At 61.0% G+C, this 23,316-nt stretch carries 16 protein-coding genes, 1 tRNA gene and 1 pseudogene; 9 read left to right on the top strand and 9 right to left on the bottom strand.

Going from position 1 to position 23,316, the window contains the following annotated elements; translation table 11 throughout:
• The first annotated feature begins 20 nt into the window (after nucleotides 1-20).
• The 6 genes from ACYVIT_RS02390 to ACYVIT_RS02365 are packed head-to-tail and all read left to right on the top strand — an operon-like array spanning nucleotide 21 to nucleotide 7,520.
• The gene (locus ACYVIT_RS02390) at nucleotides 21-1,175 is read left to right on the top strand and encodes a polysaccharide biosynthesis/export family protein (RefSeq protein WP_415805577.1); all 1,155 of its coding nucleotides are present in this window, start codon (nucleotides 21-23) and stop codon (nucleotides 1,173-1,175) included.
• Nucleotides 1,176-1,182: 7 nt separating this feature from the next.
• Complete coding sequence (locus ACYVIT_RS02385) at nucleotides 1,183-2,523, top strand: ABC transporter permease (protein ID WP_415805634.1); 1,341 nt, start codon at nucleotides 1,183-1,185, stop codon at nucleotides 2,521-2,523.
• 8 nt (nucleotides 2,524-2,531) lie between these two features.
• The gene (locus ACYVIT_RS02380; RefSeq protein ID WP_415805578.1) at nucleotides 2,532-3,251 is read left to right on the top strand and encodes a P-loop NTPase family protein; all 720 of its coding nucleotides are present in this window, start codon (nucleotides 2,532-2,534) and stop codon (nucleotides 3,249-3,251) included.
• Nucleotides 3,205-4,404, top strand: a complete 1,200-nt coding sequence (locus tag ACYVIT_RS02375; RefSeq protein ID WP_415805579.1) for a sugar ABC transporter — start codon at nucleotides 3,205-3,207, stop codon at nucleotides 4,402-4,404. The genes ACYVIT_RS02380 and ACYVIT_RS02375 overlap by 47 nt, the downstream gene beginning before the upstream one ends.
• Nucleotides 4,397-6,301 carry a tetratricopeptide repeat protein gene (locus tag ACYVIT_RS02370; protein ID WP_415805580.1) on the top strand — a complete coding sequence of 635 codons (1,905 nt, stop codon included), beginning with the start codon at nucleotides 4,397-4,399 and terminating at the stop codon, nucleotides 6,299-6,301. The genes ACYVIT_RS02375 and ACYVIT_RS02370 overlap by 8 nt, the downstream gene beginning before the upstream one ends.
• Nucleotides 6,302-6,323: 22 nt before the next feature.
• Nucleotides 6,324-7,520, top strand: coding sequence for a pectate lyase family protein (locus tag ACYVIT_RS02365; RefSeq protein ID WP_415805581.1), 1,197 nt, complete (start codon nucleotides 6,324-6,326; stop codon nucleotides 7,518-7,520).
• 117 nt (nucleotides 7,521-7,637) lie between these two features.
• On the opposite strand, the gene nadB is transcribed toward ACYVIT_RS02365, so the two are convergent.
• Both nadB and nadA read right to left on the bottom strand, forming a co-directional pair.
• Nucleotides 7,638-9,194 (bottom strand): L-aspartate oxidase, encoded by a 1,557-nt coding sequence (nadB, locus tag ACYVIT_RS02360; RefSeq protein WP_415805582.1) that lies wholly within the window; start codon nucleotides 9,192-9,194, stop codon nucleotides 7,638-7,640.
• 20 nt (nucleotides 9,195-9,214) lie between these two features.
• On the bottom strand, nucleotides 9,215-10,357 hold the full coding sequence (gene nadA / locus ACYVIT_RS02355) for a quinolinate synthase NadA (protein WP_415805583.1): 1,143 nt from the start codon (nucleotides 10,355-10,357) through the stop codon (nucleotides 9,215-9,217).
• Nucleotides 10,358-10,713: 356 nt separating this feature from the next.
• Between nadA and ACYVIT_RS02350 the strand changes: the two genes are divergently transcribed.
• Together ACYVIT_RS02350 and ACYVIT_RS02345 are read left to right on the top strand one after the other, a co-directional pair.
• Nucleotides 10,714-10,872 carry a hypothetical protein gene (locus ACYVIT_RS02350; RefSeq protein WP_415805584.1) on the top strand — a complete coding sequence of 53 codons (159 nt, stop codon included), beginning with the start codon at nucleotides 10,714-10,716 and terminating at the stop codon, nucleotides 10,870-10,872.
• Between the two features lie 37 nt (nucleotides 10,873-10,909).
• Nucleotides 10,910-13,153: a phosphocholine-specific phospholipase C gene (locus tag ACYVIT_RS02345; protein WP_415805585.1), complete on the top strand. Its 2,244-nt coding sequence runs from the start codon at nucleotides 10,910-10,912 to the stop codon at nucleotides 13,151-13,153.
• 52 nt (nucleotides 13,154-13,205) lie between these two features.
• Here ACYVIT_RS02345 and ACYVIT_RS02340 read toward each other — a convergent pair.
• The 6 genes and pseudogenes from ACYVIT_RS02340 to mnmC all read right to left on the bottom strand — a co-directional run bounded on the left by ACYVIT_RS02340 (nucleotide 13,206) and on the right by mnmC (nucleotide 20,536).
• Nucleotides 13,206-13,281 (bottom strand) — tRNA-Lys (locus ACYVIT_RS02340).
• Between the two features lie 115 nt (nucleotides 13,282-13,396).
• Nucleotides 13,397-14,194, bottom strand: coding sequence for a MetQ/NlpA family ABC transporter substrate-binding protein (locus tag ACYVIT_RS02335; RefSeq protein ID WP_415805586.1), 798 nt, complete (start codon nucleotides 14,192-14,194; stop codon nucleotides 13,397-13,399).
• A gap of 15 nt (nucleotides 14,195-14,209) precedes the next feature.
• Nucleotides 14,210-14,863 (bottom strand): methionine ABC transporter permease, encoded by a 654-nt coding sequence (locus ACYVIT_RS02330; protein WP_094823069.1) that lies wholly within the window; start codon nucleotides 14,861-14,863, stop codon nucleotides 14,210-14,212.
• Nucleotides 14,823-15,906, bottom strand: a pseudogene (locus tag ACYVIT_RS02325) (methionine ABC transporter ATP-binding protein); the annotation flags it as partial. The pseudogene ACYVIT_RS02325 and the gene ACYVIT_RS02330, both read right to left, overlap by 41 nt.
• A 198-nt stretch (nucleotides 15,907-16,104) precedes the next feature.
• Complete coding sequence (locus ACYVIT_RS02320) at nucleotides 16,105-18,330, bottom strand: glycoside hydrolase family 31 protein (protein WP_415805587.1); 2,226 nt, start codon at nucleotides 18,328-18,330, stop codon at nucleotides 16,105-16,107.
• A 223-nt stretch (nucleotides 18,331-18,553) separates the two neighbouring features.
• Nucleotides 18,554-20,536 (bottom strand): bifunctional tRNA (5-methylaminomethyl-2-thiouridine)(34)-methyltransferase MnmC2/FAD-dependent 5-carboxymethylaminomethyl-2-thiouridine(34) oxidoreductase MnmC1, encoded by a 1,983-nt coding sequence (mnmC, locus tag ACYVIT_RS02315; protein ID WP_415805588.1) that lies wholly within the window; start codon nucleotides 20,534-20,536, stop codon nucleotides 18,554-18,556.
• 237 nt (nucleotides 20,537-20,773) lie between these two features.
• Between mnmC and ACYVIT_RS02310 the strand changes: the two genes are divergently transcribed.
• Complete coding sequence (locus tag ACYVIT_RS02310; protein WP_415805589.1) at nucleotides 20,774-21,625, top strand: inositol monophosphatase family protein; 852 nt, start codon at nucleotides 20,774-20,776, stop codon at nucleotides 21,623-21,625.
• 5 nt (nucleotides 21,626-21,630) lie between these two features.
• Here ACYVIT_RS02310 and ACYVIT_RS02305 read toward each other — a convergent pair whose 3' ends face one another.
• Nucleotides 21,631-23,298: an AMP-binding protein gene (locus ACYVIT_RS02305; RefSeq protein ID WP_415805590.1), complete on the bottom strand. Its 1,668-nt coding sequence runs from the start codon at nucleotides 23,296-23,298 to the stop codon at nucleotides 21,631-21,633.
• Nucleotides 23,299-23,316: the final 18 nt, after the last annotated feature.

Here is a 23,316-nt window from a genome sequence, read left to right as displayed (position 1 = left end):
TTCTGAAGAGAAAAAATTCTATGCAAATGAACGCCCCGCCTTCGGGCCCGCGGCGCAAGGCGGCCATTGTTACGGTGCTGTTTGCCGCCGTGTTACTCACCGGATGCCAACTGCCTCGGTCCGGCCCGATGTTGAGCGAGATGACGGACGCTCACGATGCCAAGGACATTGTGGTGATGCCCGCCACGCACGAACTCGCGAGGGCGAGCAGAGTGCCCGATGCCGCCAATTTTCCCGCGCACTACCGTGACCTGACACAGGCCGGATTCGACCGTCTGGTCCCTGGCGACGGCATCAATGTGAAAGTATGGGAACGTGATGGACTGGGCGTTTTCGCGGCGGATCCGTCCGGCGTGAGCGACCTGGGCATTCAGGAAATCGACCGAACGGGGAATGTAAATTTCCCCATTTTGGGCAAATTCCGCGCTGCGGGCTTGACGCTGGCGCAACTGCACGACGCCGTCGTTGCTCGACTGAGCAAGCTCGTACTGGGCGCCGACGTCAGCGTGACACGCGCCCCCAACGCACGTGGGCAGGTGGTGACGGTACAGGGCAACCTGACCAAGCCGGGCATCTATCCCATCACTCAGACGTCACAGCGTCTCAGCAGCGCGTTGGCGCAAGCTGCGCCGGTGCAAACGAACCCGGACCAACTCATCATCAGTCTGCGCCGAGATAACCAAGTCGCCTCTGTGCGGCTGTCGGATATCTACCGCAATCAGGACAATGACGTCATGCTGCGACCTGGCGACGTGATTACTGCGTATGACGCGCGCCAGTTCCTGACGGTATTGGGTGCAGCCGGCAATCAAGGGCGAGTCACCATCAGCAAGCGTAACTACAGTGTGTTGGACGCGCTGGCCGACTCCAAAGGCCTGGATGACAAGCTCGCGGACCCGCGTTCCGTGTTCCTGTTTACGCCTGCGACGGCTGGTGTGAACGGCGGGCCGGATAAGCTGCCGGTGGTCTACCAGTTCGACCTCACGCGTCCGGAGCAGGTGGCGCTGGCTCGTGAATTTACCGTGCATGAAGGTCAGGCCATCTATATATCGGATGCGCCATTCACCCAGGTACAGAAGGTTCTATCCGCATTCCGCGTCACCATGAGTGCTGGCTTTAGTGCCACGCGGGCCATCGACAGCGGTTCTACCAGCTCACCGGCGGTGATTCCATAGCGTGTCGATGAACAACGAGGATCGGATCAAGAGCTGGCGCGCACGCCGCAAAGATGGCGTCTATACAGTGGGGGCCGGCGTCGCGGACTGGCGCCTGGACCCAGCCAAGCTGTTCGAGGCAAAAGCCCCGCCTGCGGTCTTGCTCAAGCCTCTGGTCGCACGTCTGCAGGGCGAGCCACACGACTCTGTGGCCGCCCGGCGGGCGGTGTACGAGGCCGTGCAGGCGGAACTGGATGGGGAAATCTCGCGCAGCGCCGTCGACGAAACGCTTGCCGACTTCTCGCGTCGGCGACTGCGGCTCATTGTGCGCCTGCTGGAGCTGGATATCCGTGCCAGCGTCGATGTCTTCGCGCCCGGATATATGCCCGCCAAGCTGGTGCAAGAAGACGAGCGGCTGGCCGCGGCACATACGCGGCGAGCAGAGCGGCGCAAGCAGGACGAGGCACGCGAGGCACGCCGGCATGCTTCGCGCAACGACATCGCGCTGGAAATCGAGATGTCCAAGGGCGAGGCAGGCGATCTCTCGATACTGCGTGAACGCTTGCAATTCCTGCATGGTGGCAATCATCCGACGCATGATGAACGGCACCGGCCGATCGGACGCACCCTGATGGCGATGTTCGTTCATCAGTTACATGTCATGCACGGCGAAAGCCGGATTGCCTTGGTGTGGGCTCTGGTAGGCCCGGTCGTGCTGCTGACGCTGATCTCGTCGCTGTACATCCTGATGGGCACGCACTACATCCTGGGCATGGACGTACAGACGTTTTCCCTGTTGGGTGCAACGACGTGGATCATGTTCCGGCAGATCATTTTCAGGAGCAGCGCCGCGTATATCTCGTCTCGCGGCTTGCTGAATTTCCAGGGAGTGACGCCGTTGATGTGCGCGCTGGTGCAGGCATTCATCTACCTGTCGGTGTATCTCGTTGTGTTTGCGGTATTGATCACGGCCGGCCACGCGCTGGAGCTCATCACGCTACCGCAAAGCTGGTCCGGGCTCGTCCTGTATGTCGTACTGATGGGAGGCTGCGCCGCAGCGGTGGGCGTGCTGTTCGGCGCGATTGCGACCTTCTGGCGTTTCTTTTTGCGGCTGGCGCCCGTGATCGAGCGTTTTCTTCAGATTTTCTCGGGCGTCTTCTTTGTCTCGGAGCAGTTGCCGGAACAGCTGCGTCCCTGGATGCTGTGGTCACCGTTCGCGCACGGCATGCAGCTGATGCGCTCCGTGTATTTCGAGGCCTATACATCGACAGACGCGAGCCTGACTTACTTCCTGACTTCCCTGGTTTTCCTGATGGTGGTCGCCCTGGCAGCCGAGCGCCTGGCCCGGCCCAATGTCCAGCCGATGTGAGGACAGACATGATCCATCTCAATGGGGTATCCGACGAACCGTATGCTTTTGGCGACCGACAGCCGCTACTGGCGAATGTCACGCTCGACATTCCTGTCGGACGCTACGCCCTGCTGTCGCATTCACCTGAAATGCATCGTCAAATCATCGATCTGCTGTGCAATTTGCGTCCACCGCGCCGGGGCTTTGTCAAGCATGACGGCAAGGTGTCGTGGGCAATAGGCCGGCAGGGTTTTATCCGCGGCAAGGCAACGGGCCACAGCATGATCGAGTTCGTGAGCGAGATGTACGAGATCGACGCCGACACCACCTACGAACTGGTCGCAGACCTGGTGAGCGAACCTCAAAGCCTGGCCAAGCCGATGGAACACTGGCCGCTTTATGTGCGACAGGAGTTCTCGTTCGCGCTGGCACTGGCCCCGGCCTTCGATGTCTATGTGATCGAAGGATCCATTCCGTTCGAGCCCTGCCGTTTCACACGCCTCTGGTTGGCGCTGTTCGAAGAGAGGCTGATTGGCCGGACACTCATTTTTTCCAGTTACCGCCACAACCAGATGGCGGACTATTGCTTCAAAGGCTTAATTTATGAACGAAGCACGCTCAACATCGAAGACGACCTCGACGAGTGCATCCGCAGATTCCCCTCTAGACGATCAAGGAGCGAATCCGGCAGCGCAGGCGATGACGTCTTCGGAGGCGGCCTCGAGGAAGGGCAACTTGGCTTCTGAGGGCGGCTCGGAGATCGAGCGCCGCCATCGTGAGCGGCGTGCGGCGCTGCGCGAACGCCGTCGCCACCGCTGGATCAACGCCTTCATCGTCGTGACGCCTGTCGCGATTGCCCTGGCCTATGCGCTCTTGATCGCCACGCCGCGCTACGAAGCGGAGTCGCGGTTTTTCGTGCAATCGGCATCCGCCCAGCAGTCCGCCATGAGCGGCGCTGCAGGTTTTCTTACCACAGGCAGTTCGGGCGGCATGCTGGGCGGATTCGTGGACGGCTGGGCCGTCAATGACTTCCTGAAATCACGCGACTGTATGCAGCAGCTCGACGAGAAAGTTGACCTGCGCCGCTACCTGACTCAGCCTGGCCCCGACCCGTTCAATCATCTCGCCGAGAATTCCAGCGAGGACGATCTCTACCGCGCCTATCGGGCAGCGGTACACGTGTCGTTCAATCCGCTGGAGCAGATCGACGTGTTGCGCGTCAGCGCGTTTTCGCCGGAGGACGCCGCGACGCTGTCAAAGGCGCTTATCGAACTGGCTGAAGAGTTCGTCAGCTCGATGAACAAGAAAGGCGTCGCCGACAAGCTAAAGGTCAGCGAGGCGTCGGTCAAACTCGCCGAGCAAAAGGCGCTCGCTGCCCGCGATGAGTTGACGACGTGGCGCACCACGCACGGCAATATCGATCCGACTGCCACGGTGTCCATGCTGCTGAACCTCTCCAGCCAGCTTGAAGCCGAGCTCAGCACGGCGCAGATCAATCTCGACAAAATCCGCGCGCTCGGCAACAAGGACCATTTCATGCTGAAGCCTGCAGAACTGCAGGTCGCAGCATTGAAGAAACGGTTGGCGGCAGTGCGCTATCGTCTGAGCGGCGAAGGCAATACGGAAGCGCAGCAGTTGAAGTCATATGAGGCACTCCGAAATGCGCAGGTCTTTGCCGATTCAAACCTCACGCTGGCGCAGCAATCGCACCAGCAGGCCGTGACCGACGCCCTGCGCTTGCAACGCTATCTGTCCATTATCGCGCAGCCGGTCCCGACTGATCGGCCCAGCAGCCCACGCACTGCGCTTTTATTGCTGCAAGCACTGGCGTTGGGCTTTGTCCTCATGTTCGCCATTCGCGCAGCGATGGCATTGTTGAGAGGATTGCGTCATGGTTGATACGGCTACTGCAAATCGAGCTGCCGAGCCTGATGCCACGACGCGGCTGCGCGAAGTCATCAAAGCTATTCTGGATGCGGACGATCCGGTACATGAGATGGCCGCACTGGAGCCCGCGCTGGCGCAGGTGGGCGACGGCTGGCGTGATGGCCGCCGCTTGCTGGTTACACCCCTGGTACGAGCCGGCAGGATCGAGCCGGCAATTGCCGCGCTCGAGATACTCATCAAGGTCTATCCCTCGCGAGCCGATGAGCGCCGGTTGCTCGCGAGTCTTTTCGGCCGTACGGAACAGTGGGAGCGTGCCATCGGCGAGGCGGATGCCGCCGCACGCATCGACCCGGATGCTGCAGCACTGCACGCAGCGCGGATTCAACTGCGCGTACAGGCCGGGCGTGTGACTGATGCCGCCGAAGTAGCTAGAACGACTATCGACATGGCGAGGCGCCACCTCGACGAAGCGTACTGGTGGATGCTGGCCTTCGTGCGCAATGGTGACGTGAGCGAAGCGGCGAACCTCGCAGCAGACTTGAACGCGGACCAGCTGCCTAACGAACGCGTGGCCACGATGGCCGTGCGAGCCTTGCTCGAGGATGGCAGAGTCGACGCCTCGATCCAGCTTGGCAACGCCGCATTGAGCGTGGGACACGATTGCCCGCCCTTGCGCACGACGTTGGGCATGGCTCACCTGCGGCGCGCTCACGAAGACGATCGCAAAATACATGCGCTGACGCATTTCGAGGCGGGATTGAAGGCGTCGCCAGCGGATGTAAGGTTGCTGTCGCTGTATGGCGAGACCTTATTGCGGGCGGGACGCTATAAGGAATCGGTGGCGCCTTTGAAGCAGGCCGTCGACCTGGCACCAGAGCTGGAGCAGACACGCGGCCTCTATGCCCGCGCGTTGCGCTATACGCTGCAATATGACGAGGCCGCCGATCAGTTGATGAAACTGCTCGAGCGATCGCCCGAGAAACTGATGTGGCAGCGTTCAGCCATCGGCGCGCTTTCCCAGGCGGGCCGCAAACAAGCGGCCGAAACGCTGTTTGAACAGCATGTCGCACAACGCAGCGCGCAGCTCCCGACAACATTCCAAGCGGCCATGACTCAGCTTGAGGCACGATTGGATACCGCGCCCATACCGCAATCACGGCTCGACTGGGCCTGGTCGATGCGCGGCGATCGTACCGTCGATCGCGCGCAGTGGGAACGCCGGGCACGCTGGGGCCACCTGGTCGATCATCTGCTACTCGATTGGCTCGAATGCCGCGAAGACAACGCGGAGGAAGCCATGCATCTGCTGGGCGAGCTTGATACCGCCGAGCGTTTCTTCGCGCCACTGCTGGCGGCCGGTCGCGGCGTCGTCGTCGCCACCGCGCACGTCGGTCCCATGTACGCTGGGCTCATGGCCCTGGAACTGCTGGGCATTCCCTCGCGCTGGCTCGCCACGGCGCCCAGTGTTGCGCAGAGCAGCTATTCCACCGCCTTGATTTCCACCGCAGACCAAACCGAAGCGCAGGTCGCCAAGGCCTGCATGCGAGCACTCGGGTCAGGCTATGTGCTATGTCTGGCGATAGACGGCGCAGCGAACCCGGCCGCACCACGCACCCACTTCGAAGGCCAGGACGTGACCTATTCCAGCTTCGCGTCTCACCTGGCCCATCGGCACCGCGTGCCGTCGGTCTTCTACACACCCAGATGGGAAAATGGCCGGGTGACGTATACACTGGAAATGCTGCCCACCGCCGAGCCTGGCGAAGACGCCGAAGCGTACTCCCAGCGATGGCAGAAAGCGTATTTCGAACATCTCAGAGAACATCTGGCCGGACCGCCGGAGAACCTGCGCCTGAGCGGAGGAATCTGGCGTCACGTGACCGCCGCGGATCGATCCGCGCAGGTTTAGAGAGCGAACGTCAATGAAGCCAATGACGATGCTACGCGGGTTGCTCACCGCGCTCATGTTGTATGCCTGCGGGGCCGCGGCGAATGAGTCGTGCCAAACTCCGGCCGAGAGCTGCCCGTTTATTTCGTCCCTGCTCGAACATCGTGAAGGCTACGGGGCCAAGGCCACCGGGGGATTGAACGGGAAACTCATCGAGGTCACGTCCGACAAAAACGCCGGCCCCGGCACGCTGCGCGCTGCCCTGCAGCAAGCGAAAAAAGCGCCCGCCTGGATCCGCTTCGCATCCGACATGACCATCGTCCTGGAATCCCAGCTGCGTGTGCCGTCGAATACGACAATCGATGGGCGTGGCAGAAAAGTCACCTTGATCGACGACGGGCTAGGCGTATACGGCAGCAAGAATGTCATTCTCACGCATCTGACGATCGATGGCCGCCTGACCAGGCTCACACAGGCAGTCAATGTCGCCAATGGCAGCCGTGACGTGTGGATCAACCACCTCGATCTCTCGCGTATGTCTGACCGCCTGCTCAACGTGAAGAATGGCTCTACCGATGTCACTGTTTCTTGGACGAAATTCCATGACTCAAACAAGGTCATGTTGCTCAACAACATTACCTCGAAGGATTTGTTCAAGAATTATGACCGGGACTCCGTTGCACGGGTGACGCTGCATCACAATTATTTTTTCAATACCGTCCAACGCAATCCAAGAGCCCAATTCGGTAACTTCCACCTGTTCAATAACCTGCTGGAAAACTGGGATTTCTACGGTATGAGTTTCAGCCTGGAGGCCAAGGCCTTGGTCGAAGGCAACATTTTCAGCAATGACGCGCAACGGCCGTGCGTGGAGCCTGAGTTTTTCCCTACGGTGGAAGGCATCAACGTGAACTACTGTCGCTATATACCCATCGCGCCCAAAAGAACCGCGCTGGAAAACGGCGAGTCCGATCGCGGGGCGTACGAAAAGCGCAAGACCCAACATGGCTACACGCGAGACTACAAGGCTTTCTTGCGATTGAAAGACAACCTATATCTCGGCGATGCGGTGCCAGTGTTGGAGGACTACCGTGGCGAACTCGTACCCACGCCGCCGTATTGCTACAGTTATGAGGAGCCAACGCCGGGGTTGGCGCAAAGGATCCGCGAGTTCGCGGGAAATACCGCTGACGATGTCCCGTTGTCGAAACCCTGGGTCGGCGCAGATTGCTCCCGGTGAGCTGGGCCCGTTCATCTGAACGCAGGCTCTCCGCTGAGGCCGTGCTTGCCGAGTGGCGGCGCACCGCCATCTTTGCAGGCAACGACGATCTACGTTTGGCTCGTGTCCATCGCCACGCTATCGCTCTTTTGCGTCGGGCCAGTCACGATTGAAATGTGCACCGCGGCTTTCGTGGCGTGCCTCGGCGGCCTGGACGATCAGTGCGGCCACTTGCAGCAGATTGCGCAGCTCCAGCAGATCGAGACTGACGCCTTCTGCCTGCCATAACCGCTCTGTCTCTGACATCCACTCGGCAATGCGCCGCGCCGCGCTGGACAGCGTGGCGTCGCTGCGCACGATGCCGACCTCGCGACTCATCAGCTCACGCAACGCCCGTCGGGTATGCGCAATGTCAGCGTCAGCCTTGCCAGCGATCTGCACATGCCAGACGGGCGCCTCGGCGCGACGCGGATCAGGCATTGCTGCGCCAGACCGAACACGTACGCCAGACGACGCCAGGACAGTCTGCGCGGCCCCGCGCCCCATGACCACGCATTCCAACAATGAGTTGCTGGCCAATCGGTTGGCCCCGTGCAGGCCCGTGCAGGCGGTCTCGCCGATCACATAGAGGCCCGGCAATTCTGTACGGCCATCAACATCGGCAACGACACCTCCGCACGTGTAGTGCGCAGCCGGCACGACCGGAATCGGTTGGACCGCCATATCAATGCCGATCACCAAACAACGCGCATAAATGTTGGGAAAATGCGCCAGCAAAAAATCACGTGGCCGGTGACTGATATCCAGATACACGCAATCGAGCCCATGGCGTTTGATTTCCTGATCAATGGCGCGGGCCACTACGTCGCGCGGCGCCAGCTCGGCACGGTCATCGTACGCAGGCATGAAACGCGTGCCATCCGGCCGGCGCAACAAACCGCCTTCGCCGCGCACCGCCTCGGAAATCAAAAACGTCTCTCCCGCCGGGTCGTACAGACTGGTGGGATGGAATTGAATGAACTCCAGATTAGCGACACGGCATCCGGCGCGCCAGGCCATGGCAATACCATCGCCCGTTGCGGTCGATGGCGTGGTGGTATGCGCATATACCTGCCCCGCGCCCCCCGTGGCCAACACCACATGTGCCGCCGCTAAAGTCACGATCTGATTACGCCGCATATCCAGGACATGCAGGCCTCGGCACCCCGCTTGCGGCGTCCAGACCAGATCAATCGCGCAATGCTGTTCGAGCAAAGTGATGTTCGGATGGCTGCGCACTCGCGCACTGAGCGCGGCGATGATCGCGCGGCCTGTCGCGTCATCAACGTGCGCGATGCGGCGACGGCCGTGTCCCCCTTCCCGCGTCAAATGCAGCGCGCGCTGTCCTGTCGAGACCGGCGTGAAAACCACGCCCTGGCGTTGCAACCAGTCAATGGCATCGGGCGCGCTGGACGTCATCCGGCGTGTGGCCTCAACGTCGCACAACCCCGCTCCTGCGGTCAGGGTGTCCTGTACGTGCTCATCCACGCTGTCTTCGGGATCCAACGCGGCTGCGATACCGCCCTGGGCGCAATTGCTGGCGCTGTGGTCGATGGCGTCCTTGGCGATCAATGCCACACGCCGATGCGGCGCCAGTTCCAATGCCGCCGAGAGGCCAGCCAGACCAGTGCCGATGATAAGCACGTCGTAGTCCATATGAATTGCGCTCCTGTCCCTCAGGCCGGCCCTACATTGGCATACAGCGTCGTATCGCGTGCCATATCGCCGCTGGCGCGCACGCGTTGTTTGCGCTCGTCGGCAAACGCCAGCATGCGATCAATCGGTTTCTTGGCTAGCCTTCCCAGCTCCGGATCGAGCGTGATAGCGTTGCGACCGTGTTCCAACACAGCGGCCAGGTTTGACAACGCGTTCATGGCCATCCAGGGACAATGCGCGCAACTCTTGCAGGTGGCGCTGTTGCCAGCGGTCGGCGCGGCGATAAAGGTCTTGCCGGGCGCGGCCTCGCGCATCTTGTACAAAATGCCCTGATCGGTGGCGACGATGAATGACTCGGCATCCAGCTTGCGGACGGCGTCGATCAGTTGTGTGGTGGAGCCAATTACGTCCGCCTGCGCCAGTACCGGCTGCGGCGACTCGGGATGCGCCAGCACTTTGGCCTGCGGATAATCGGCGCGCAACAATTCGAGCTCGGTACCTCTGAACTCGTCATGTACGATGCAGGCGCCCTGCCACAGCAGCATGTCGGCGCCAGTCTGACGCTGCACGTAATCGCCCAGATGCCGGTCGGGTGCCCACAGAATGCGCTCCCCGCGCGCGTGCAGATCGGCCACGACGTCCAATGCGATAGACGACGTCACGACCCAATCGGCCCTGGCTTTGACCGCAGCGCTGGTGTTGGCATAGACGACCACGGTACGGCCCGGATGAGCGTCGCACCAGGCGCTGAAGGCGTCCGGTGGACACCCCAGGTCGAGCGAGCAGGTGGCCTCTAGATCGGGCATGAGGATACGTTTGTTCGGGCTCAGGATCTTGGAGGTCTCGCCCATGAAACGCACGCCGGCCACGACCAGTGTGTCGGCGGGATGGTCGCGTCCGAAGCGGGCCATTTCCAGAGAATCCCCCACACAGCCGCCGGTGGCCTCGGCCAGCTCCTGCAGATCGGCATCGACATAGTAATGAGCCACCAGTACCGCGCGTTCGCGCTGCAGCAGGTCGCGGATACGTTCGACTAATGCAGCCTTTTGCTCTGTCTGCAGCGGCTCTGGCACATGAGTCCAGGCCTGGGCTACGGGCGTGAGGCCGGCAGCAGACCGAACGGGTAGATCACATTCGATCGTTCTAGGGGCGAGCGTTTCCATCGCTAAGTCTCCATTGGGCGCCATCTCGACAGCATTCTTATATGCTCAGAATGAGCATATTTAGACCAAAAAAAGAGCACAGGCAGTTATGCTACCTTTGAGCATAAGTTCGTGTAAAGCCCTATTTCTGCGTCCGAGGCACTCGTGTGTCGAAGCACTCGTGGCGCACTATGAAAACACCGCAAGCAGCGCTTGGGCATTTTCAACCAGCGGTTTACGCATTCCAGCCAACGCGCGGTTTCGTTACAGACTTCCCCGCAGCTTTCACTCTACTGTCACGTCCCCCTTTTAGGCTTGCATCGGCTTGACGCCTCGTCGCGTCGAGCCGTTTTTCATCCTTCGCAAACCTCGGACCTATGCCCACCCTTTCCTCTATACGCCTGTTGGCCGCGTCTCTGGCGATGGCCGTTCTGCTGGCGGCCTGTGGCAGCGGCGATGACGACGACTCATCGCCCGCCCCCAGCGAGCCCGGTACCGAACAGCCCGCGCAACCCCAGTTGCGCTGCGCGCCCTGATGCCTGCCATCCGCCCACGACTGCCTCACCAATCTCCATGACCTCACGCCGCCAATTCCTGCAAACCACCACCGGCGCAGGCCTCGCCGCCGCCGTCCTCGCGACATTCCCGCCCAGCATCCGCAAAGCACTGGCCATCCCCGCCAACAACAAGACGGGCACCATCAAGGATGTCGAACACGTCGTCATCCTGATGCAAGAAAATCGTTCGTTCGACCACTATTTCGGAACGCTCAAAGGCGTACGCGGTTTTGGCGACCGGCTCACCATTCCCATGGTCAACGACCGCAAGGTCTGGCAGCAGGAGCGCGAAAACGGCGCGCTGTTGACGCCCTATCACCTGGATAGCACGGCCAATAATGCCCAACGCGTGTCAGGCACGAACCATACGTGGGTCGACAGCCAGGAGGCCTGGGACAATGGCCGCATGACCCAATGGCCCCGCTACAAGCAGGATCAATCCATGGGGTATTACAAGGAACAGGAGGTCCCCTTTCAATTCGCGCTGGCCAATGCGTTCACGCTCTGTGATGCCTATCACTGCAGCATGCACACAGGCACGGATGCCAATCGCTCATTCCACCTGACTGGCACCAACGGCCCCACCGCGCAGAATGTCGCCTACGTGAACAACGAATGGGACTGGATCGCCGGCACGGCAGGCAATGAGGAGACCGGCTACACCTGGAAAACCTACGCCGAGAATCTGGAGGACGCAGGCGTCAGCTGGATCTGCTACCAGAACATGCCCGACGAATGGGGCGACAACATGCTGGGCGCATTCCGTCAATTCCGTGCGGCCAATCTGGCATCGGGCTTTCCGGTTTCCAGTGGCGGCGAGCCGAATTCGCCGTATGCCGATACGGGCCAAGCGCTGCCGTATCACGCCTATGATGCAGCCACGGACAACCCCGGCAATCCGCTGTACAAAGGCATCGCCAACACCTTGCCCGGCACGACACCCGACACGTATCTGGATGCGTTCCGGCGCGATGTGCTAGAGGGGCGGCTGCCGCAAGTGTCGTGGGTGAATGCGCCCTCGATCTATTGCGAACATCCCGGCCCCTCCAGTCCGGTGCAAGGCGGATGGTTCGTCCAGGAAATTCTGGATGCGCTCACCGCCAACCCGGAGGTCTGGAGCAAGACCGTCCTGCTGATCAACTTCGATGAGAACGATGGTTTCTTTGACCACGTGCCCTCACCGTCCGCCCCCTCGCGCAATGCCGACGGCAGCCTCGCAGGCAAGACCACGCTGTCAGAGGGCGATATGGCATACGAATACTATACGCAGCCCTCGCCGACGGGCAGTTCTGGCCAGCCCCAGGCTGACGGACGTGTGTTTGGCCCCGGCCCTCGCGTTCCCCTGTACGTGATTTCCCCGTGGAGCCGTGGCGGGTGGGTCAACTCGCAAGTGTTCGATCACACGTCTGTACTGCGTTTTCTGGAGACGCGTTTCGGTGTCCAGGCACCCCACATCAGCCCATTTCGCCGTGCCGTCTGTGGCGATCTGACCAGCGCACTCAATTTCGCCACGCCTAATGAAGAAGTGCTGCCGACGCTGAATGGCCGCCTCACGCGCGCCGATGCCGATCAGTTGCGCGATGCTCAGGCTGCGTTGCCTCAAGTGCCGCTACCGACCGATTTGCAGATGCCGCTGCAGGCCAGCGGCACGCGTCCATCGCGCGCACTGCCCTATGAGCTGCACACCAGCGCACGCGCCACCGCCGACGGTCAGGTTCAACTGCTGTTCGCCAACACGGGCACGCAGGCTGCCGTGTTTCATGTCTATGACCGCCATCATCTGGACCGCATTCCGCGCCGCTACACATTAGAGGCCGGCACGACGCTGGACGACACGTGGAACGCGGGCCTGGACAATCTGGGACACTACGATCTGTGGGTGCTCGGCCCCAATGGCTATCACCGTCACTTCGTCGGCGACACGGCGCGCATCGCCGACAGCGGTGCGCACCCGGAAATACGTGTCTGCTATGACATCGCCAACGGCAATGTATACGCGGAACTGATGAATGGCGGCTCGGCGGATTGCACCTTCACGATCACGCCGCTGGCGTATCGCGAGGACGGCCCATGGACAGTCAGCGTCGCGGCAGGTGCCCAGGAATCCCTGCATTGGGAACTGGCCGACAGCGGCCGTTGGTACGATTTCCAGGTGAAATGCGACAGCGATGCCGCATTCGTACGCCGCTTTGCAGGCCGGGTAGAGACTGGCGAACACTCGGTAAGCGATCCGGCAATGGGCACTGAATCTCAAGCCTAACGCCACAAACAACAACGCCAACTCCGAAGAGTTGGCGTTGTTTTGCATCTGGTGGTGGGCCCTGCGAGACTCGAACTCGCGACCAACGGATTAAAAGTCCGCTGCTCTACCGACTGAGCTAAAGGCCCGACCGAAGCCCAAGATTATGACGGAACTGAATCAGCCTGTCAAATCTAAAATTACGTTCTTGCTCAAAATATTGTCGACGACAACGCGGTTGCCGTCGATTGGCGCCGTCCCAAATTACCAGGCGGCAACCACTGCGCCCTTGAATTTTTCAGCGATAAAGGCCTTGGTAGCGGCACTCTGGTAGATGCTGGCCAGCCTTTTCAAATCCGCGCGGTCTTTGTCCTGCTCGCGCACGACCAGCACGTTGGCATAGGGCGACTCTGACGACTCGCGCACGATCGCGTCCTTGTTGGGGTCCAGGCCTGCTTCCATGGCGAAATTGGTGTTCACAGCGGAGGCATCGACGTCATCCAGCGAACGCGGCAGTTGCGCGGCGTCCAGTTCCACAAAGCGAAGCTTGCGCGGGTTCTCCGTAATGTCGATCGGGGTCGCTTTCAGGCCCGCGTCGGGGTTCAGCTTGATCAGCCCATGCTGTTGCAACAGCAGCAAGGCACGGCCACCGTTGGTCGGATCATTGGGAATACCGATCTGCGCGCCCTCTTTCAGCTCGTTCAGGTTCTTGACCTTTTTGCTGTAGATGCCGATAGGGAAAATCACCGTCTTACCGATGCTGACCAGTTTGTAGCCACGATCCGCATTGGCCGAATCCAGGTAAGGCTGATGCTGATAGCTGTTCATATCCAGATCGCCAGCGGACAGCGCGGCATTGGGCTGCACGTAGTCGCTGAACTCGATGATCTGCACTTGCAGGCCTTGCTTGGCGGCTTCTGCCTTGACCACGTCAAAGATCTGCGCATGCGGGCCGGCCGTCACGCCTACCTTGAGCGGTTTGTCTTGAGCGAGCGCCGGCTGGGCCACGACTGCCGCACCCAGGGCCAATGCGGCCAACGATTTGAAAAACTTGATGCTCATGAAATACCTTCCTGATTAGCGATGCGACATCCGGCGCACGAGCCAATCGCCCATGCCCTGGACAAACTGCACCAGAACGACCAGCACGACCACGACGGCCAGCATGACTTCCGGTTGAAAACGTTGGTAGCCGTAGCGTATGCCCACGTCGCCCAGACCGCCGCCGCCGATGGCGCCAGCCATGGCGGAATAGCCGATCAGGCTGATGATGGTCACGATCGTAGCCGCCACCAGCCCTGGCAGGGATTCCGGCAGCAGGACTTTGACAATGATCTGCAACGGACTCGCACCCATGGCGCGCGCGGCGGTCAACAACCCCGAGTCGACTTCGCGCATGGCGTTTTCAGCGATGCGGGCCATGAATGGAATCGCTGCGACAGACAGGGGCACAATTGCCGCCGTGGTGCCGATCGAAGTCTGAGCGATAAACCGCGTGAACGGGATGATGGCCACCATCAAAATGATGAAAGGCACGGAACGGGTGATGTTGACGATGGCGCCCAACACGCGATTGACGGTCAGGTTTTGCAGCATCGCGCCGCGTGCGGTCACCACCAGGATGACACCCAGCGGGATACCGATGATGACGGCAATCAGGCTGGGCACGCCGACCAGCAGCAGGGTTTCCAGCAGCGAGGTGACGAGCAAGTCGATCAGTTGCGAACTCATGGGGCGATGTCTTCTACGGAAATATCTAGTGCGGTCAGGGTATTCAGCGCCTGATTGACGGCGTCAGGCTCGCCTTGTACCAACACAAACAAGGTACCGACAGCCACCCCCTGGATGTCTTCGACGCGAGCCTGGACCAGGCTGACATCCAGCGCATGCTGACGGGTCAGGTCGGACAACAACGTTCCAGCCGCGCCGCCCGCCAAGCGTATACGCAGCAAACGCGCCTGCGTCCCAGGCCGTGCGGCGGCCATGTCGGCCATGCGTGCATGTGTGGCCGCCAGGGTGGCGTCAGTCAGGTCCGAGGCGGTCGCAGCCGACACCATAGCGCTGGTCACCTCGTGCCGAGGCGAGGCAAAAATATCCTGAGTGCGGCCGGATTCGACCACTTGGCCATGAGACAGCACCGCCACGCGGTCACAGATCTCGCGCACGACCTCCATCTGATGCGTGATCATGACGACGGTCACACCGGTTTTCTGATTGATATCCCGCAGCAAGGCCAAAATATTGTGCGTGGTTTCCGGGTCCAGCGCCGAGGTCGCCTCGTCGCTCAGCAGCACATCGGGGTCGTTGGCCAGGGCGCGGGCAATCCCCACGCGCTGTTTCTGCCCGCCGCTGATCTGGCTGGGATAGCGATCGCGCAGATGTTCCAACCCGACCAGCGCCAGCAAGCGCTCGACTTTGGCGGGAATCTGATCACGCGGCACGCCTGCGATCTCCAGAGGCAAAGCCACGTTGCCGTACACCGTACGGCGAGCCAGCAAGTTAAAGCCTTGAAACACCATGCCGATACGGCGGCGTTGGTTGCGCAGCTCGGTCTCGTCCAGGCAAGTCAGCTCAGTGCCGCCAATAGATATTTGGCCGCTATCGGGACGCTCCAGCAAATTAATGCACTGGACCAGCGTGCTTTTTCCTGCCCCGCTGGGGCCGATGATGCCGAAGACTTCGCCCTGTTCGATCTGCAGGCTGATGTCGCGCAGCGCCTCAAAGCGGCCGTGCGGCGTCGCGTAAGTCTTCGATAGATGTTGGATGTGAATCATGGCGTTGCGATTGTGGAGGATCGCGCTTCTAAAGAGAACGACAGTTTCGTCTCTTTTTAATAACTATTAGAAATATAACCGCCCCACCTGCGAACCTGTCCGGCCCCAGCAGCAAGCAGAGGTCACGGGCGGATCAATGGGAACAGCAAGATCGGCGTCCATCGGCGTTTGCCGCCAATGGACGCCAGGAGACGCTGGTTACCGAGCGCGCGAGATGCGGACTTCGGCGCCGCGGCGTTTGACTTCCAGCCCCTCGGAGGGCAGGATGCGCAGGCCTTCGAGGCCCTTGATATAGCTGGACCCCTGCATTTGCATGACACGGATCTTGTTGCGCATCACCACGGGGTTGTGCACCGGCATGCCAAACATCCAGACCTCGTCCAGAATGCGCGCAGAGTTGAACTCGCCCGCATGCTGCGCCACAGGGCCCAGACACAACATATGCCCTTCGCGGCCAAAGACGGGGTATTTGTCCGTTCCCCATTCCACGGCCAAGGTGGTGCCGCCTTCGTAGCGATAGCCGGTGTTCAAATCCCACCAAGCATCGCCCTTGGGCAGATACACGTTCACGCTATTGCCCGGCTGCATCACCGGAGCCACCAGCAAGGCCGGCCCCAGCAGGTACTGCAGGTCCCAATTGTGGGCCTCGGGGTCATGCGGAAAGCTCAATGCCATCGAGCGCTGTACCGGCAGCCCAGTACGAGCCGAGTCTTCGATCGCGCCCAGGACATAGGGGACCAATCGATAACGCCATTGCAGCCAGGTGCGAGCCTGCTCGAGCGCCTCATCGCCAAACGCCCAGGGCATCAAGCCAGGAACGCCCTGGAAGCAGAAATTCGCCGAAAACACACCAACAGTCAGCCAGCGCAGATAAAGCTCGGCACTCATGCCATCGAGCGGAGCCTTGGCCGAACCGATGTTATGCACCTGCACCGGCACACCGCTCGCCCCGATGGACAACGCCGTGCGCAAGGTCTGTTCCAATCCGGCCCAGTCGTTGGTGACTTGCGGGCCGAGCTGCCACGGCAGGCGCTGGGCCGCCGGGAACAAATCGGTGCTGGGCACCACGCCCTCGGGCGGGACCTTGTGGCCAGCGACAGCCTCGAACAAGGCGCGCCGTGCCAGCAACGGATATTGGGAACGCAGGATCGCGCCGTTGTCGCCATTGCGTGCGCTGACATCATCAGGGATGGCAATCTGCGCATCACAGACCGGGGCGTCCAAGCCGTCCTCGATCAATTGGCGATGGCGCTCGATCCAGAGGTTATAGACGTCGCGATAGGTCAGATCCAGCAAGCCATAGGGCCGACCGGCCGTGGCGTCGTTGCCGTCAAAAACCTGGGCACCGCCGTCGTCGCGGGTCAATAGCCAGCCGCGATCCTCCAGTTCCTCGAACAGGGGGCTGGATTGGATGACACCAGGGAAACCGGTTGCCGCAACGTGAACGTGGTGCTTGTGAAACAGCGCCAGCATTTGTTTGGCATCCGGGAAACGCTGAGCGTCCCATTCAAAGACAGCCTTGTCGGACTGGAATCCCCAGGCCGACGGTGCGGCCAGCTTGACGGCATCCAGCGGCAATTGCAGCTCGCGCATCCGCTCGACCAACGCGGCGGTCTCGGTAGGCATCTCGCCCTCGGCCTGCTGCAGCCAGGCACCCATCGCCCACAGCACCGGCTGGCCGGCACGGCCCGTCAACGCCGTGTATTGGTTCAGGATCTCGCTGGGGTCGCCGACGAACAGGAACACGTCCAGCACGGTGTCTTCGACACTGACCGTATAAGCAGACGCCGTCGGCGCCACCCCCAGATCGTGGTGCACGCGATGCATCGTATTGACATAGATGCCCCAACCGCGCGGGCTCCAGGCCAGCGGCAGCGCGCGATGATCCGGGTCATCGGAAACGATCGCTTCTTCGCGACGATTCAGATCACCGGAGGTTTCGCCCAGGCCGTAGAGACGCTCATCAGCCTGCAGCGTGAAAGCCGCGCTCCAGACTGCGTCATCAACCTCATCCAGCGCGTCATGGCCGAAAGCGGGTTCGTGCTCGGAGATATCAGAAGCAAGCACCTGCGTTTCGCCACGATACAAGGCGATCCGCACGGGATCCGTCTGGATATCGAGCGACACCTCGCCCTGAGCAATACGCCAGCCTTTGCCGTCGTCTTGGGGCGTGACCGTACACTCGCCTACTGCTTCCTGGCGAGCCAGCAACATTTCCGCAACGGCGCGTACGCGCGCGCTGGGTTTCTCCTCATTAAGGACACTCGCCTGGCCACAGCGCAGGCGAAAGACACCAGGCGCATGCGCCTCGACTACCAGGTGCAACCCGTCACCCGCATCGAAATCGATGCGGCTGGGGCGTGACGACAGCAACTCGACGGACTCGAGCTGGGTAGTATGGGCAAAGTCGAACTTGGGCGGCACAGAGCATCCCCCGGCTTAAGCCAAAAAACCGTTAAAAAACGCTATTTTGACGGATTTGGCCCACGAAATAAAATCGCTTTCGTTTTTCGGGTCGAATTGCCTGTCCGAACAGGCCGAAAAGTTGAATACAAAACACCGAAAACCGGGGTGATTTCGGCATTTTTGCCGGGCGGATTTAGGCGATTTATTGGAGCTTCTGCCGCCAACAGCCGCCATCGTGACGTCAACGCGGCGCAATGCTGGCAAGCAGATCGGCTTCCAACGGCAGCGGTTCGCCGCATAGCGCACTGGCGATCAGGTCTCCGCTCAATGCCGACCAACTGAGGCCCCGCGACGCATAACCCGCCGCTACCCACACCCCGGGAGCATGCGACAACGGACCAATCGCCGGCAAGCGTCCGGGCAGCACGGCCCGCCATCCCGCCCATCCCGGCAGTTCGCCGGGCGTCAGCGACGCCCAGGCCGGCGGCAAGCCTCCCAAGAGCCCAGCGACCTTGTCGAGGTTGGTTTGCTGACCCGCTGTGCTGATGTCCGAGGTCAGGGCGCCATGCTCATACGTACTGCCGGCCACGCACTGTCCCTGTATTGCAGGCAGGAGATATCCCTCACCGCCGACGATACAGCGCGGGCCGGCATCTGCCTCGCGAGTGCCGCCCGTCTCGCGCCCCCCAGAGGCCGGTAACAAGCTGACTTGTCCAGCCAGCCGATGCATTTGCGCCAACCTCGGCAATGGGTCCAGTAATCCGCTCTCTCGCAGCAAGGCCTGCGCCCCGAACGCGTTGGCCAGCACCACGGTCGTGGCCTGAGCCAGCACTCGGCCGTCGGCAGCTCGGACTTGCCAACCCGAGGCAACACGCTGCAAATCGAATGCACATCCCGACACACGCCGCACACCAGGCGTATGCAACAAGGCGGGGATCAATGCCGCAGGCTGCACCAATAACCCATCTGCGAGAAACATGCCCCCTCTGGCGACGGACATGCCAGCCAGCGCCGACGCCTCGTCACGATCAACGACTCGCACCCAATCTGCCGGAAACTGCAGTTGCCGCAACGTGTCGTCCAACGCCGCGGTACGGCCCGCATCGCGCTCGAGCTGCACCGTGCCGCAACGCAGCGGGGCAGCATCCGGTGCCAGATCAGCCCAGCGGGCTTGGGCTCTGAAACTGCCCGCGCGCGATAGCCGCGCGCGGGCATTATCATCACGGGCGATCACTGGCGTCAGGGCTGCCGCGACGTGTCCGGCATGTGCCATGTCGCCCGCCGAATTCGCGGGATCAATCACCACCACCGACCGGCCGCGTAGCGCCAACGCCTGTGCGATACCGGCTCCTGCCAGCCCCGCGCCGACAACGACGATCTCGTCGGTGCCGAGACTGTCTGCGTCACGCGCCAGGGACCAAGCCTCGTCTAATGCAACGGCCCTGTCGCCGAACGACGTGGCGCCTTTCGCGTGTGCAGGCTGCCTCGTTGGTGCAGACGGCCGCGTTTGCGCCGTCCGCACGCCCACCGTCATGTGCACTTTGCCCGCATATCCTGGCTGCTTGCGGACCTCGAACCCCGCATCGGTCAAGGCCCGACGCACCGCGCCCGCGCTGGCCCAGGTAGCCAGGGTGGCATCAGGCGCGGCCAAGCGCGCCAGGTCGTGCATCAATGCGGGTTGCCACAAATCGGGATTGCGTTTTGGCGCAAAGCCGTCCAAGAAATACGCATCTACGCGGGCGCGCAATTGCGGTACGACGGTCTCGGCTCGGCCAAAAGCCAATGTCAGGGTGACGGCCCCCCGTTCGAACTCCAGGCGATGCAGCCCCGGCAGGCAGGCTGGCCATTGGGCCACCAACTGATCAACCAATGCACGCAATGACTCGGGCGCCAACCGCCGCAACACCTGGGCCAGAGTATCGCGCGCAAACGGATGCGCTTCGACCGAAAGCATATGCAATCGCGCACAACGGGCGGGATCTTTGCGCCATGCGTCCCACAACGCCAGAAAATTCAACCCCAATCCGAAACCCGTTTCGCACACGGTAAAGGCGCCCCGCCCACGCCACCGTTCCGGCAAACCATTGCCTCGCAAAAATACATACTCTGCTTGCCCAAGCGCACCTGCGGTCGAATGATAAACATCGCCATACGAAGTATTGCGAAAATGGCCATCGGCATCGAAACCAACGTCAGGAGCAGTCAGCGGAACGTAAGAAGACATAAATAAAGAGACACGACCACAAGGCGCGCAACGCGGCTATTTTGCGGGAAATTACGAGATTTTCACGATCCGGCGCCACGCAGCCCATCAATGCGTTGCGACATACAGCATACCTAAGACGACAAGCATATGACGTTGGGTGAAAGCCACGTATAAACGCCTGATTCTGACAGAAGTGGCGAGCGTGCAGCCGCAAGGGCTTACACTGGACTCATGCTGAAGACCGGACGTACTACGATGCCTTCACCCTCTGCGCTGGATCTGTGCGCTGCGATTGATACTGCCGCATCGGCAGCTCATTCAGGTGCTGCGATCCTGCAATCCTATGCTCATCATCGCAGCGACCTTGTGATTGATCATAAGGCCCGCAACGACTTGGTGTCCCAAGCCGATCGCGAGGCCGAGGCTGCGATTATCGAGGTGCTGCGTTCGCGCACCCCGGATTTCGGCATTGTGGCCGAAGAAACAGGCGGCACTCCTCAAGGCCCCGCCACCTGGTACATCGACCCGCTGGATGGCACGACCAACTTTCTGCACGGCATTCCTCACTATGCTGTATCGATTGCGCTCGTTGCCCATGCGGGCGCACGAGTTCCCGGTCCGGACCCCCTACAAGAAGACACGCCGGTCATTGGTGTCGTGTACGACCCCTGCCGCGAGGAGCTATTCACCGCTGTGCACGGCATTGGTGCATGGCTCAACGGCCGACGCGTTACCTGCTCGCGCACCAAATCGCTCGCTGACGCCGTCCTCGCGACGGGGTTTCCGTTTCGCGATTTCTCGTTCGCAGATCAATACATGCCTATGTTGAAAGAAGCGATCTGCATCACGCGCGGCGTGCGGCGCATGGGAGCCGCAGCGCTGGATCTCGCATGGACTGCATGCGGACGCTACGACGGCTATTGGGAAATGGGCCTGGCGCCATGGGACGTTGCAGCAGGCACGCTGCTCGTGCGCGAGGCAGGTGGAGTCTGCCACGACATGCATCAACATGACCCCTGGCCCATCGGCGGACGCGTGGTGGCCGGCAACCCCGACATTGTCGAGGCCTTGCACGGCATGATCGCCCCACACCTGCGCAAAGAATGAACCAACTAGTCCGGCCGTAATTCGCGCCGCAAGATCTTGCCCACATTACTCTTGGGCAACTCGGCGCGAAATTCCACGCTATGCGGGCGCTTATAGCCGGTGAGCTTGTCTTTGCACCATTCGATCAGTTGCGATTCAGTCAGGGATTCGTCCTTCTTCACCACAAAGGCTTTCACGGCCTCGCCAGAGTGTTCATCGGGCACGCCCACGACCGCGCATTCCAGAACGCCGGGATGTGATGCGATGACGGCCTCAACCTCGTTCGGATAGACCTTGAAACCGGATACGGCAATCATGTCTTTCTTGCGATCGACGATACGGGTATAGCCCTGCTCGTCCATGATGCCGATATCGCCCGTGCGAAAGAAACCGTCTGCTGTCATGCACTGGCGCGTTTCATCGGGCTTTTGCCAATATCCCAACATGACTTGCGGGCCGCGTATGCATACCTCGCCACGCTCGCCCAGCGGCACCGTATTGCCCTCGTCATCCAGAATCGCTACATCGGTCGATGGCAGAGGCAAACCGATTGAACCAGAATACGCCGTCGTGTCGGTAGGGTTGACGGTCGCCACGGGCGAGGTTTCCGACAAACCATAGCCCTCTACCAAAGGATGCCCCGTGATCTGCAACCATCGCTCAGCCACATGGCGCTGCACCGCCATTCCACCGCCCAGCGTCAATCGCAATCCGGAAAAATCCAGTTTGGCAAAATCGGGGTTGTTCGCCAGGGCATTGAACAAGGTATTTACGCCGGGGAAAATATTGATGCCGGTCTTGCGCCACGCATCGATCAAGGCGGGTTGATCGCGGGGATTGATGATCAGCACATTACGCATCCCCGCATAGAGTCCAAACAAGCCGCACACCGTCATGGCAAACACGTGATACAGCGGCAAAGCGCTGATGATGGTGAGTTGCACATTGTCCAGATCCTTCAGCGCCGGCCGGGCCACGGCCTCGAGTTGCAGCACGTTGGCGATCAGATTGCCATGCGACAACATAGCCCCCTTGGGTACGCCTGTGGTGCCCCCTGTGTACTGCAAAACCGCGACGTCATCATGCCCCAATGGCGGGGGAGTGAACGTGGCCGAGGCGCCCTGCGACAACACGCGAGACAATTGATGTGCTCCCTCAATCCGCCAATCGGGGATCATGCGCTTGATGTGGCGAGCCACGAAGTTCACCAGGGGCGCTTTCAAACCACCCAGCAGGTCGCCCGGCCCCGTCACCACCACATGCCGCAGCGCACCACGATCACTGACGGCCTGCAGGGTATGCGCAAAATTTTCCAGAATGACGATGACCTCGGCGCCGCTGTCGAGCAATTGCCGCTGCAATTCATCTGTCTTGTAGAGCGGGTTGACGTTGACCACCACCAGGCCCGCACGCAATGTACCCAACAGGCAAACCAGATACGCCGGCACGTTAGGCATCATCAGCGCCACGCGCGCGCCCTTTTGCAGGCCCTGGCTCTGTAACCATGCTGCAAACGCACGCGCCTGGCGATCCAGATCCGCATACTTGATATCCGCCCCCATGGCCGTGCATGCCACACGCGCGGCATGCTTGCGGCACGCCCGATCCAGCAAGTCAGGCAATGACGCATAAGGCTCGATAGATATTTCCGCAGGAACGCCAGCGGGATAATGAGCAAGCCAAGGACGCGACATAGTGAGGTCTCCACGTGT

Source organism: Bordetella muralis (assembly GCF_054781015.1).
This window is presented reverse-complemented; position numbering and strand designations above follow the sequence as displayed.